Annotated in this window: 13 protein-coding genes; 12 read left to right on the top strand and 1 reads right to left on the bottom strand. The window is 62.4% G+C overall.

Translation table 11 applies throughout. From position 1 onward, the window contains the following. Nucleotides 1-10 precede the first annotated feature (10 nt). Nucleotides 11-961: a prenyltransferase gene (locus HMPREF0178_RS11885; RefSeq protein WP_009733620.1), complete on the bottom strand. Its 951-nt coding sequence runs from the start codon at nucleotides 959-961 to the stop codon at nucleotides 11-13. 353 nt (nucleotides 962-1,314) lie between these two features. Between HMPREF0178_RS11885 and rpsB the strand changes: the two genes are divergently transcribed. From rpsB to tsaB, 12 genes are all read left to right on the top strand, one after another. Further along, a complete protein-coding gene (gene rpsB / locus HMPREF0178_RS11880; protein WP_005025537.1) occupies nucleotides 1,315-2,100 on the top strand; it encodes a 30S ribosomal protein S2 in 786 nt (261 codons plus the stop codon). 22 nt (nucleotides 2,101-2,122) lie between these two features. Further along, a complete protein-coding gene (gene tsf / locus HMPREF0178_RS11875; protein ID WP_009733619.1) occupies nucleotides 2,123-3,010 on the top strand; it encodes a translation elongation factor Ts in 888 nt (295 codons plus the stop codon). A gap of 68 nt (nucleotides 3,011-3,078) precedes the next feature. Continuing rightward, entirely contained in the window at nucleotides 3,079-4,059 is a 981-nt protein-coding gene (locus tag HMPREF0178_RS11870) for an NAD-dependent epimerase/dehydratase family protein (RefSeq protein WP_009733618.1), read from the top strand. Between the two features lie 8 nt (nucleotides 4,060-4,067). Next, nucleotides 4,068-5,222, top strand: a complete 1,155-nt coding sequence (locus HMPREF0178_RS11865) for a DegT/DnrJ/EryC1/StrS aminotransferase family protein (protein ID WP_009733617.1) — start codon at nucleotides 4,068-4,070, stop codon at nucleotides 5,220-5,222. Next, complete coding sequence (locus HMPREF0178_RS11860; RefSeq protein WP_005025529.1) at nucleotides 5,219-6,007, top strand: glycosyltransferase family 2 protein; 789 nt, start codon at nucleotides 5,219-5,221, stop codon at nucleotides 6,005-6,007. Before HMPREF0178_RS11865 ends, HMPREF0178_RS11860 begins: the two co-directional genes overlap by 4 nt. 14 nt (nucleotides 6,008-6,021) lie before the next feature. Further along, nucleotides 6,022-6,738, top strand: coding sequence for a UMP kinase (gene pyrH / locus HMPREF0178_RS11855; RefSeq protein ID WP_005025527.1), 717 nt, complete (start codon nucleotides 6,022-6,024; stop codon nucleotides 6,736-6,738). 5 nt (nucleotides 6,739-6,743) lie between these two features. After that, nucleotides 6,744-7,304, top strand: coding sequence for a ribosome recycling factor (gene frr / locus HMPREF0178_RS11850; RefSeq protein ID WP_009733616.1), 561 nt, complete (start codon nucleotides 6,744-6,746; stop codon nucleotides 7,302-7,304). 364 nt (nucleotides 7,305-7,668) lie between these two features. Continuing rightward, nucleotides 7,669-8,403 (top strand): polyprenyl diphosphate synthase, encoded by a 735-nt coding sequence (gene uppS / locus HMPREF0178_RS11845; RefSeq protein ID WP_009733615.1) that lies wholly within the window; start codon nucleotides 7,669-7,671, stop codon nucleotides 8,401-8,403. Next, nucleotides 8,400-9,206, top strand: coding sequence for a phosphatidate cytidylyltransferase (locus HMPREF0178_RS11840; protein WP_009733614.1), 807 nt, complete (start codon nucleotides 8,400-8,402; stop codon nucleotides 9,204-9,206). The genes uppS and HMPREF0178_RS11840 overlap by 4 nt, the downstream gene beginning before the upstream one ends. A 244-nt stretch (nucleotides 9,207-9,450) precedes the next feature. Continuing rightward, nucleotides 9,451-10,659: a 1-deoxy-D-xylulose-5-phosphate reductoisomerase gene (gene dxr, locus HMPREF0178_RS11835; RefSeq protein WP_009733613.1), complete on the top strand. Its 1,209-nt coding sequence runs from the start codon at nucleotides 9,451-9,453 to the stop codon at nucleotides 10,657-10,659. Then, on the top strand, nucleotides 10,660-11,781 hold the full coding sequence (gene rseP, locus HMPREF0178_RS11830) for an RIP metalloprotease RseP (protein ID WP_009733612.1): 1,122 nt from the start codon (nucleotides 10,660-10,662) through the stop codon (nucleotides 11,779-11,781). Beyond that, complete coding sequence (gene tsaB / locus HMPREF0178_RS11825; RefSeq protein ID WP_009733611.1) at nucleotides 11,778-12,575, top strand: tRNA (adenosine(37)-N6)-threonylcarbamoyltransferase complex dimerization subunit type 1 TsaB; 798 nt, start codon at nucleotides 11,778-11,780, stop codon at nucleotides 12,573-12,575. The genes rseP and tsaB overlap by 4 nt, the downstream gene beginning before the upstream one ends. Nucleotides 12,576-12,602 lie beyond the last annotated feature (27 nt).

Genomic DNA, 12,602 nt, shown 5'->3' with positions numbered 1-12,602 from the left:
AATTTCATCTTTACTTCCACACTACCCCGGCGATCAGCAGCGCGCCGTTGATGAGATACAGCTTGCGGACAAGATGCCCGTGCTGGTCGAGATCAAGCCACTCCACGGCCTCGTGGATAAGGCGGCAGGCCCGCCAGTACAGAGGGAACGTCAGCAGCCCGAGAAACACCGTCCACCCGACGAGCCCGCAGGCCCAAAGGTTCGCCATGAGAATCCAGACGGCGGGCCACCAAAGCTTGAAAACCAGCTCGGCCTTGGCCTTGCCGAGGATGTTCGCCAGCGTCCGCTTCCCGGCCGCGAGATCCGTCTCAATCTCAGGCAGGCTTTGATAATAGAGAATCCCCGCCACCATGAGCCCCACGGGGAGCGCCAGGGCAAGGCTCTGCGCCGAAAAGCCGTTCGCCATCACCGCATAGGAGCCCATAACCATGATAAATCCCATATTCAGGCATACGAACAGCTCGCCGTACCCCCGGCACCCGTAGCGTATGGGCGGCGCGACGTAGAAGACGGCGGAGAGCACGGCAAAGACCACAGGCCCCCACAGCCATTCCTGCCCGCTGTGCCCGATGAGCCACCAGCCGATCAGTACCGTGGACAGCAACAGCCCGATGATGGTCAGGCAAATCTGACGCGGGCTGATCCAGCCGTTCTGGATGACTTTCGTGCCCCCGATTGTCTCGTCGGTATCCACGCCTTCCAGATAATCAAAAAGATCATTGGCAATGTTGGCGACTGTATGCAGGCAAAAACACCCCACCATCACAACTGCGAAAATCCCCCAGGGCCAATGCCCGAGATCCCGGGCCGCCAGCGCCCCCCCAAGCCCCACGGGGATGAGATCCACGATGAAGAACGGCGGACGCAGCGCCTGCCACCACGCCTTGACGAGCTGACGGGAGGTCAGCGTGGGCGCATCCGGACGTTTCGGGGCCAGCGCACGGCTCAGCTTGCTTTCCATGAACCCTCCATAAAAGATCGGACGCACTGCGCCCTCGTCGAATCGTTGCATCGCACCGGCGCGGTTGTACACCGGGAACGCCGGAGGTTCAATCCGGAAGCGTAACCGCCCGCTCAAGCGGAAAGAGGGACGCCCGCCCCGCAGACGGAACCGGGCCGCGAAACAAGGAAAATCCTATGTCCTCTTGACAGGCACCCCTTGCTGCCGTAAAGATAAGCAGCTTTTTATCAAGCACACTCTGGCAGCGGCCTGGGGTGCTCGTTTCGCCCCGCGGCATGGGTCCGCGGAACGCATACGGGTAGAAGGGTCAGGGCCGGGGTGGAAGCAAACCCCCATGTCGAAGGAGACATACCATGGCATACGTTAGCATGAAGCAGATGCTGGAAACCGGCGTCCATTTCGGTCACCAGACCCGCCGTTGGAACCCCAAGATGCGCCCGTTCATTTTCGGCGCCCGTAACGGTATCCATATCATCGACCTCCAGCAGACCGTGAAGCTGTACCGCACCGCCCACGACAAAATCGTGGAAACCGTCGCCAACGGCGGTCGCGTGCTGTTCATCGGTACCAAGCGTCAGGCTCAGGAAGCCGTCGCCGCCGAAGCCGGCCGCGCCGGTCAGTTCCATGTGACCAACCGCTGGATGGGCGGCACCCTCACCAACTTCGCCACCATTCAGAAGAGCATCGAGCGCCTCAAGAAGCTCGAAGCCATGTTCGCCGACGGTTCCGTGAACCGCTACCAGAAGAAGGAAATCCTGACCCTGCAGCGCGAAATGGCCAAGCTTGAGCTGACCCTCGGCGGTATCAAGGACATGGATCGCCTCCCGCAGCTCGCCTTCATCATCGACCCCAACCGTGAAGAAATCGCCGTCAAGGAATGCCGCAAGCTCGGCATCCCGATCGTGGCCGTCACCGACACCAACTGCGATCCCGACGTCATCGACTACATCATCCCCGGCAACGACGACGCCATCCGCGCCATTAAGCTTTTCGTCACCGCCATGGCCGAAGCCTGCCTCGAAGGCGAAGCCATGCGCAAGGATTCCAAGAACAAGGACGCCGAGGAAGAACTGAAGAAGGCTGCCGACGCCGAAGCCAAGGCTGAAGAAGCCCCCGCTGTCGAAGCCGCCGCCGAATAACCAACGTTTTCCGGAGATTCTCATGAGCATCACTGCTGCTATGGTTAAAGACCTGCGCGAAAAGACCGCCGCGGGCATGATGGACTGCAAGAAAGCCCTTACGGAATGCGACGGCGACATGGAAAAGGCCGTCGACTGGCTCCGCCAGAAGGGTCTTTCCAAGGCCGCCAAGAAGGCCGGCCGCGCCACCTCCGAAGGTCTCGTGGGCTTTGAACTGGCCGCCGACGGCAAGTCCGGCGTGGCCGTCGAAGTCAAGTGCGAAACCGACTTCGTGGCTCGCGGCGACAAGTTCCAGGGCTTCGTGAAAGACATGGTGGCTCAGGTCGCCAAGGGCGAATACGCTGACTCCGAAGCGCTGCTCGCCGCTCCTTTCGTGGCCGACGCCTCCGTCACCGTGAAGGAAGCTCTTGATGGCGTTATCGCCACCACCGGCGAAAACATGGGCCTCGGCAAGTTCGCCAAGATGGAACTCGCCGCCGGCAAGTCCGGCCTGATCGGTGGCTATCTGCACTCCAACGGCAAGCTTGCCGTACTCGTGGAAATGCAGACCGGCAGCGACGCCGCCGCGGCTTCCGAAGCCTTCCACGAAGTGGCGAAGAACGTGGCCATGCAGATCGCCGCCGCTTCCCCGCTCGCCGTGTCCGCCGAGGGCCTGAACCCCGAAGTGGTTGAACACGAACGCGAAGTCTATCGCCAGAAGGCCCGTGAAGAAGGCAAGCCCGAACAGATCATCGAAAAGATCGCCGAAGGCGCGGTCAAGAAGTTCTGCAAGGACGTGTGCCTGCTCGACCAGCTCTACATCCGCGACGACAAGATGACGATCAGCGATCTCATCAAGGGCGCCGCCAAGACCATCGGCGAGCCGATCACCGTGATCCGCTTCGTGCGGATTCAGCTCGGCGTCGAATAGTTTACGCCACTGACTGCAAAAGGGGGCCATGCCCCCCTTTTTTGTAATCGCAACCGCAGGATCCGATAATGAGTCTCTATTCCGGCGCGCATGTGCTCATCACGGGAGGGTTGGGGTTCATCGGCTCCAACCTTGGTATCCGCCTTCTTGAGGAAGGCGCTTCTGTTACGCTCGTCGACAGCCTTATCCCCGAGTATGGCGGGAATCCGGCAAACATTCGCGGTTACGAATCCCGCCTCAAAGTCAATATTTCCGACGTCCGCGATCCCCACAGCATGAAAACGCTGGTGAAGGGGCACGACTTTCTGTTCAATCTTGCCGGACAGACCAGCCATATGGATTCTATGGCCGATCCGTATACGGATCTGGACATCAACTGCAAGGCGCAGCTTTCCATCCTCGAAGCCTGCCGGAACGCCAATCCGGGCATCCGCATCGTATTCGCCGGAACGCGGCAGATTTACGGCAAACCCGACTATCTGCCCGTGGATGAAAACCACCCCGTCCGCCCCGTCGACGTCAACGGCATCAACAAGATGGCCGGCGAATGGTACCATATCCTCTACAACAACGTGTACGGCATCCGCGCCTGCTCGCTGCGCCTCACCAACACCATCGGGCCGCGTATGCGCATCAAGGACGCCCGCCAGACCTTCCTCGGCGTGTGGATCAGGCAGGTGCTCACCGGCAGGCCGTTTGAAGTATGGGGCGGCGAACAGCTCCGCGACTTCACCTATGTCGATGACTGCGTGGACGCCATGATGCGCGCTGCGCTGCATGAGGAAGCCTTCGGCCAGATTTTCAACATCGGCGGCGGCAAGCGGATTTCCCTGCGCGATCTCGCCGATCTCCTCGTGGACACGGCGGGCGAAGGGGCTTATGAAGTCCGGGAATATCCCGCCGACCGTAAAAAGATCGACATTGGCGACTACTACGCCGACGACAGCCGCCTGCGCTCGCTCCTCGACTGGGAACCCCGGACCGAGCTCAAGGACGGGCTCCGGCAGATCATCGACTATTACCGTCCCCGGCTTCAGGACTATTTGTAAGGATTGCCATGAACGCACCCCTCATCCCACAAGCCAACCCCGGCGCGGCGTTCCGCAGCCGGCGCGACGCCCTGCTCAAGGCCGCCGCCGACGTGCTGGACGGCGGCTGGTACATCAACGGCAAACAGGTCCGGCAGTTTGAAGAGTCGTTCGCCGCGTTCTGCTCTGTGAAACATGCCGTCGGCGTGGGCAACGGGACCGACGCCATTGAGGTGGCCCTGCGCGCCCTCGGCATCGGCAAGGGCGGCCTCGTGTTCACAGTGTCCCATACCGCCGTCGCGACCGTCGCCGCCATCGAATGCGCAGGAGCGACGCCCGTACTCGTGGACGTCGATCCTGTGACCTATACCATGTCGCCGGAAAGCCTCGCCAAAGCGCTTGAGGCCGCCCGCGCGGGCCGTTATCCGGGCAAACCCGCCGCCGTGCTGCCGGTCCACCTCTACGGCTGCTGCGCCGATCTGGATGCGATCCGCGCCGTCGCGGGGGAGCTGCCCCTTATCGAAGACTGCGCACAGGCCCACGGCGCGGCCTATAAGGGCCGTCCCGCCGGGTCCACCGGCACCGCCGGGACGTTCAGCTTTTATCCGACCAAGAATCTCGGCGCGGTGGGCGACGGCGGTTGCGTCGTCACCTCCGACGACGCCCTTGCCGAACGTATCCGCAGCGTGCGCGAGTACGGCTGGCGGACGCATTACCTGAGCAGCGAGCCCGGCATCAATACCCGGCTCGACGAATTGCAGGCCGCCTTCCTCAATGTCCTCCTGCCCGAACTGCCCGCCAAGAACGCCAAACGCCGCGCGCTGGCGGAGATCTACCACCGCGAACTGTCCGGCGTCCCCGGGCTTGTCCTGCCGACGATTCCGGATGCCGTGGAACCGGTTTACCATCTCTATGTCGTCCAATGCCCGGATCGCGACGAGGTGCAAAGGCGGCTCCGCGACAGGGGCGTGGGCACTGCCGTCCACTACCCCTTCCCGGTGCATCTTCAGGATGCCTACCGGGGCAGCGTGGCGCTCGCGCCGGACGGCCTGCCTGTTACCGAGGCCATCATGCCGCGCATCCTCAGCCTGCCCATGTATCCCGAACTCTCCGAAGCCGACGCCGTTGCCGTCGCCGGAGCCGTCCGCGATGTCGTTTCCTCTCTGACCAAGGAGCGTGCATGAGTTCCGACACGTCCGGAAAACCCACCATTACGGGTCTGGTCCTCACCTACAACGGCGAACGCCTGCTCGGGAAATGTCTTGAGTCGCTCGCGTTCTGTGACGCCGTCATCGTCGTGGACTCATTTAGTTCCGACGCCACGGAATCCATCGCCCGGGAGCACGGCGCGACGTTCGTGCAGCATCCCTGGAGCGGAGCCCTCCCCCAGTTCGAATACGCCCTCGGCCTCGTCGAAACGGATTGGGTGGTTTCCCTCGATCAGGACGAAATCTGTTCGGAACCGCTCCGTGACGCCATCCTCGCCGCCCTGCCCGGCGCGCCCGCCGATCTCTGCGGCTTCACTCCGGCGCGGCGCTCGTGGTATTACGACCGCTTCCTCAAGCACAGCGGCTGGTATCCCGATCGCCTGCTGCGCGTTTTCCGCCGCAACGGGGTCCACTTCACCCAGAGCGGCGCGCACGAGCACATCGACCCCAACGGGCGCACGCGGGAACTCGACGGCGACATCCTGCACTATCCCTACAAACATTTCCGGGAACATTTGGACAAGATCAACTCCTATGCCCAGCAGGGGGCCGACGATCTCGCGGCGCGCGGCAAAAAGGGCGGCCTCGCCCTCGGCGTGCTGCACGGCATCGGGCGGTTCCTCCGTATCTACCTGCTCAAAAAAGGCTTCCTTGACGGCAAGGCCGGGTTCATCAACGCGGTCCACGGGGCGTTTTACGCGTTCCTCAAATACGTCAGGGTCGATGAAGGCAACTGGGGTTTTCCCTACAACCACCGTTAAAAAAGGGAGAGGACATGGCCGAACTCAAATACAAGCGCGTACTGCTCAAGCTCAGCGGCGAGGCGCTCGCCGGGGAAAAACAGATAGGTATTGACCCCCATACGGTTTCAAAGATATGTGCAGAAATAGCCGATGTGGTGGATATGGGGCTTGAAGTCGCGCTGGTCATCGGCGGCGGCAACATTTTCCGCGGGCTGTCCGCGTCCGCCGAGGGCATGGATCGTTCCTCCGCAGACTACATGGGTATGCTCGCCACAGTGCTGAATGCGCTTGCCGTGCAGGACGCGCTGGAAAAGACCGGCCATCCCACCCGCGTGCTTTCGGCCATCGCCATGCAGGAAGTCTGCGAACCCTATGTCCGCCGCCGCGCCATGCGGCATCTGGAAAAGGGCCGCGTGATCATCTGCGCCGCCGGGACGGGCAATCCGTACTTCACCACGGACACCGCGGCGGCTCTGCGCGGCATGGAGCTCAAGTGCGACGCCATCATCAAGGCCACCAAGGTCGACGGCGTTTATGACAAGGACCCCATGAAGCACGACGACGCCGTGATGTTCAAGCACCTCAGCTATGAGGAAACCTTGCGGCGGCATCTCAAGGTCATGGATTCCACGGCCATCACGCTGGCCCAGGAAAACCAGGTCCCGATCATCGTGTGCAACATGTTCAACGGCAGCATCAAAAAGGTGGTCACGGGCGAGAACCCCGGCACCACCGTCGAAGGAGATTAAGCGTTATGGATAAAGAAAGCGTCTTGCTGGATTCCGAAGATCGCATGGACAAGGCTCTCGGCGCGCTGGATCGCGACTTCAGCCGCCTCCGCACCGGCCGCGCCTCCACCGGCCTTGTGGACAACATCAAGGTTGATTACTACGGCACGCCCACGCCCATCAGCCAGCTCGCGTCCGTCGCCATACCGGATAGCCGCACCATTACCATCCAGCCCTGGGATCGCGGCGCGTTCGCCAGCGTGGAAAAGGCCATCCTCAAGTCCGACCTCGGCCTGACCCCTGTAAACGACGGCAAGATCATCCGCATCTCCATCCCGCCGTTGACCGAAGACCGCCGCAAGGAACTCGGCAAGCTCGCCCGCAAGTCCGGCGAGGAAGCCAAGGTCGCCGTCCGCAACGTCCGCCGCGACGCCAACGACCAGCTCAAGAAGCTGGAAAAGGACAAGGCCATCTCCGAGGACGAACTCAAGAAGGCCACCGACGACGTCCAGAAGCTGACGGACAAGTACGTCGCCAAAGTCGACGAAAAGTGCGCGGCCAAGGAAAAGGAAATCATGGATCTGTAAGAGGTAAGAGCGGGAAGGGGAGAGCCCATATGAAAAAGGTTCCCTTCTCCCCTTCCCGGCCCCTGCCTTTCATTTTCCTAGGGTTTTCGGCTGATGGGAGCGGCGGATTGGTTCTCCTCGAAAGGCAGGGAAGACTCTGTTCAGACAGGTTTCCTTTGAAAGAGTATCCATTTCAAAGGTTCACCCTGCAGGAACATGCCGTTTTCGGTGGAATTCCCACCGCGCGGCGTGCCGGAACATCCGGCCTTAGGCCATTTCAAACCTGAAAGGCCTGACAGCCGCATACCATTGAGGGGTTGGAGAGCGCCGTTTCCGTTTTCCCTTCGGTCTTTTTACGTTGTTACGCTGAGGTTATCTGACGTCCATGTCCGAACCTTCCCCGCTTCCGATTCCCGCCGCCTCGCTCCCGGCCCACATTGCCATCATCATGGACGGCAACGGCCGCTGGGCGCAGGAACGCGGCCTGTCCCGCAGCGAAGGCCATAAGGCCGGCGTCCGCGCCGCCAAAGCCATCGTGACCGAGTGCCGCACGCTCGGCATCCGCCACTTGACGCTCTACACCTTCTCTCAGGAAAACTGGGGCCGCCCCAAGGATGAAGTCAGCCTGCTCTTCCAGCTGCTGGTCAGCTTCCTTGGCGAAGAGCTCCCCTCCATGGAGCGCAACGGCATCAGCCTGCGCGTATTCGGCGATCTCGACGGCCTGCCGCTTCCAGCGCGCACGGCCCTGCGCCATGCCATGAACCGCACGGCGAAGTGTTCCGACATGATCGTCAATCTTGCCCTCAACTATTCGGGGCGGGAAGAAATCCTCCGGGCCGCGCGCCTGCTCATGCAACAGGGCGTCAAGCCGGAAGCGGTGACGGAAGAGACGTTTCGCTCATGCCTGTATTCCGCGGGGCAGCCGGACCCTGACCTCATCATCCGCACCAGCGGCGAGCAGCGTATCAGCAACTACCTGACCTTCCAGAGCGCCTACAGCGAACTCTATTTCACGTCCACCTATTGGCCCGACTTCACGCCCGAAGCCCTGCACAAGGCTCTCGTCGAATATGCGGGCCGCAATCGCCGTTTTGGGCTGACGCAGGAGCAGATTCAATGATCATCGCCTCAAAACATTTTCCGAGGATCATCACCGGCGCCGTGCTTGTGAGCGTCCTCGGAACCGCCCTCTACCTTTCCGGGCCGTACCTTTTCGGCCTGCTGCTCCTGTTTACGCTCGTCGGCCTGTGGGAATTCTACGCCATGTTCTGGCCGCTCAAGGCCAACATCGGCGGGCGTATCCTCGGCCTTGCGCTCGGCGGCCTGCTCATCACCGCCGCATGGATGCGCCCCGAAATGGTCGTCATGGCCCTCGCCCTGTCCACGCTGATCCTCGCCTGCATGTTCCTGTTCTGCTGGTCGCACGACGACAAGTACCGCTTTACGCGGGTCGCGGTGCTCGCCGGGGGGCTGCTGTACGTTCCCATGCTGATCATGCCCGCCCTGAATTTCTCCATTCACGAGCAACTGCTGCTCATCTGTACGGCGGCAGGTTCGGACACGGTTGCCTATTTCTTCGGTATGCGCTTCGGCAAGCACAAAATCTGGCCCAAAGTCAGCCCCAAGAAGAGCGTCGAAGGCAGTGCCGCCGGGCTCGCCGCCAGCGTGGCCGTGGCGGTCTGCTTTGGCCTCGCATTCGGCGTGCCCACGACTGGTATCAGCGACTACGCCCTGCTCGGCCTCGTGCTCGGCGTCATGGCCCAGCTTGGCGATTTCTTTGAATCGGCGCTCAAGCGTTCCCGTTCGGTCAAGGATTCAGGCAACGTCCTGCCCGGCCACGGCGGGGTCCTCGATCGTGTGGACAGCCTGCTGTTCGTGATCCCGACCTACGAGTGCGCCAGAGCCCTCGTGACATTTTTCTAAGACGACTGCTTTTGCAATGCAGGAAAGCTTGAGGAAGGGAGGGAAAGCTTTCCCCATGAATGTTTTCCCTCCCCTCCTCAAGTCTGCCGACACGGAGGCCAACCCTTCCTTGCAAAAGGCTTTTGCGCTTATTGCATCCCTGTCCGCAGGGGCAGGGAAACACTGAACGTCTCGGCACGCACCGCCGCCGAAACGCCAATACCGGGGAAGTTTCAGGACTTCCCTTTTTCGCACCGGGAAACGCATGATCCGCTATATCACAGAACTTCCTTCGTCCGAATGGGAAAACAGCTTCCCCCGCCCTGTCGTCCTCTTGGGCAGCACGGGCTCCATCGGCGTCAATACGCTGCGCATCATCGAAAAGCATCCCGATCTGTTTCAGGTCGTGGCGCTGGCCGGGGGACGGAATGTCGAACGCCTGATCGAACAGGCCCTCCGCTGGCGTCCCCGGTATCTGGGGATCCAGACCGAAGAGGGACGCAAAGCCCTGCTCGCCGCGCTTCCGTCCGGCTATGAACCCGAGATACTCGTGGGTCCGCAAGGGTACGCGGAACTGGCCTCCTTGCCCGAGGCCTCCACGGTCCTTTCCGCGCAAATGGGCGCCGCCGGATTGCGGGCGACAATGGCCGCCGCCGAAGCGGGAAAGGTTATCTGCCTCGCCAACAAGGAATCCCTCGTGCTCGCCGGGGGGATGCTCCGGGAAACCTGCGCACGGACCGGGGCGGTCATCCTGCCCGTGGATTCCGAGCACAACGCCGTATTTCAGGGCCTGAGGGGGCGCAACCCCGAAACGGTCAGGCGGATCATCCTCACGGCCTCAGGAGGCCCTTTCCGTGGCAAGAAGCGGGACTTCCTCGCCACGGTGACGCCCGCGCAGGCGCTCAAGCACCCTAACTGGAGCATGGGCGCGAAAATCACCATCGACTCGGCGTCGATGATGAACAAAGGGCTGGAGATCATCGAAGCCCATCACCTCTACGGCCTGCCGCTGGAACGCATCGGCGTACTGGTCCATCCCCAGTCGCTGGTACACTCGCTGGTGGAGTTTGAAGACGGCTCCCTCATGGCGCAGGCGGGAACCCCGGACATGCGTATGCCCATCGCCTACTGCCTCGCATGGCCGCTCTGCCTCGACGCGGGCGTTCCGCCTCTGGATCTTGCCCGTTCCGGCGCCTTGACCTTCGAGGAGCCGGACTTACATTCCTTTCCGTGCCTTGAACTCGCCTGCCGGACCATCGGCAAGGGTTCCGCCCTGCCCGTTGCGCTCAATGCGGCCAACGAGGTCGCGGTCGAGGCGTTTTTGTCCGGGCGCATCGGCTTCATGGACATTCCCGACATCATCGGCCGGGCGCTGGACGAGTGTTCGGCCCCCGATCCGGCTTCGCTCGAAGCCATCGAAACCCTTGACCACGAAACCCGGCTCCGCGTCGGCCTGTGGATAGAGAAGGTGTAAATGGACTTTCTGCTCAACATACTCTCGCACTGGGAAAGCGCCCTCGCCGTGCTGCTTGTCCTTGGCGGCCTCATCTTTTTTCATGAACTCGGCCATTTCGCCGTCGCCCGCCTGTTCCGTATCGGCGTGCGTACCTTCTCGCTGGGGTTCGGCCCCAAACTCCTCAAGCTCCGGCGCGGCAAAACCGACTATTGCCTCTCCCTGATCCCCCTCGGCGGCTATGTGGCCCTTGCCGGGGAAGAGGACGAAGCCGAACAGCCCGATCCCAAAGGTAAAGAAATCGACGGCGTCTTGTTCGCCCCCGAGGAATTGTACTCCGGCCGCCCCGCGTGGCACCGCCTTCTGGTCGTCCTGGCCGGTCCGGTCGCCAACTTCGTGCTGGCGCTGATCATTTATTGCGGCATCGCATGGGCGCAGGGCCAGACCTATCTGCTTCCCGAGGTCGGAGACGTCACCCCCGGGACTCCCGCCGCCACGGCCGGCATCCAGCCCGGCGACCGCGTGCTGTCCATCGACGGCAAGCCCATCGAAAACTGGAACGCCGTCGCGGAAGGCATCGGAGCCGGAAACGGCAAACCGGTAACCATCGTGCTGTCGCGCGGCGGTTCGGAAGTCACGTTGAGCCTCACCCCCGAAGCCAAGACCCGCGCCAATATCTTCGGCGAGGAAAAACCCGCGTGGCTCATCGGCATCCGGGCGTCCACCGCGACCGGGCACCTGCCCCTCGGCCCCGTTGAAGCCATCGGAGCCGGATTCAGGCAGACGTGGGACATGATCGCCTTCACCTGCGAAAGTTTCGTCAAACTCGCGCAGCGCGTGGTTCCGCTGGACAACGTGGGCGGCCCCATCCTCATCGCCCAGATGGTCGGCCAGCAGGCCGAACAGGGCATTTCCGCCGTGCTGCTGCTCGCGGCGCTCATCAGCGTCAACCTCGGTATCCTCAACCTGCTGCCCATCCCGATCCTCGACGGCGGGCACATCGTCTTCTTTACGCTTGAAATGATCATGGGGCGCCCCGTCAGCGCCACGGCGCGCGAATGGTCCGCAAAGGTGGGCATGGCGCTGCTGCTCGGGTTGATGATCCTCGCCACATGGAATGATTTGACAAGGCTGTTCTCATGAATACCACGCTGATCATGAACGCCTCCGAGGGCCGCATCCAGTTTGTGCTGGAGCAGGAAGGTTCCCTCGCGTGCGCGCAGGAATGGAGCGCCCCGTCCAAGGGGACCGAACTGTTGACGCCCGCACTGGCGGACGCCTTCCAGCGTCTCGGCATCATGCCTTCGGACATCTCCCGGATCGCCTGCGTAGCCGGGCCGGGGAGCTTTACCGGCCTCCGGCTCGCGCTGACGACCGCCGCCGCCTTCCGCCGGGCTACCGGAGCCGCTGTTGCGCCGCTCAATGCGCTCCAGGTCCTCGCGGCCTCCGTGCCCTTCGGCCTCCTCTTTCCCGCCCGCGAAACGCGCATCCGCGTGATCACACACGCCCGACGCGGCCTTGTGCACGGACAGGATTTTCTGTGCGCCCCCGGTTCCGCCCTGCCTTCCCCCGTGGACGAGCCTGTCATGTGGGAAATCCCGGCGGCCTGCGGCGGAGAGCGCCCCGACATCATGCTCGGCAGCGGCATAGCCCGCAATCTGCCTCAGCTTCAGGAACTCTTCGGCGATTCCGCGCCCCTCTTTCTGCCCGCCCTTACCCATCCCACGGCACAGGCATTGCTCGATCTGACTCTCTCCCTGCCCGACGGAGCATGGGGGCACAAGGATCTCGATCCGCTCTATCTCCGCCCCTGCGACGCCGTGGACAACCTCGCCTCCATCGCCGCCAAGCGCGGTCAGACTCCCGAAGAGGCCTATGCCCAGCTCGACAAGCTCCTGCTCCCTTCCGCCGAGGAAGTCGTGAGGGGAAGCAGATGACGATTGGGAGGGGCGGGGACCCCCTTC

The organism is Bilophila sp. 4_1_30 (genome assembly GCF_000224655.1).
Taxonomy (GTDB): Bacteria; Desulfobacterota; Desulfovibrionia; order Desulfovibrionales; family Desulfovibrionaceae; genus Bilophila; species Bilophila wadsworthia.
This window is presented reverse-complemented; position numbering and strand designations above follow the sequence as displayed.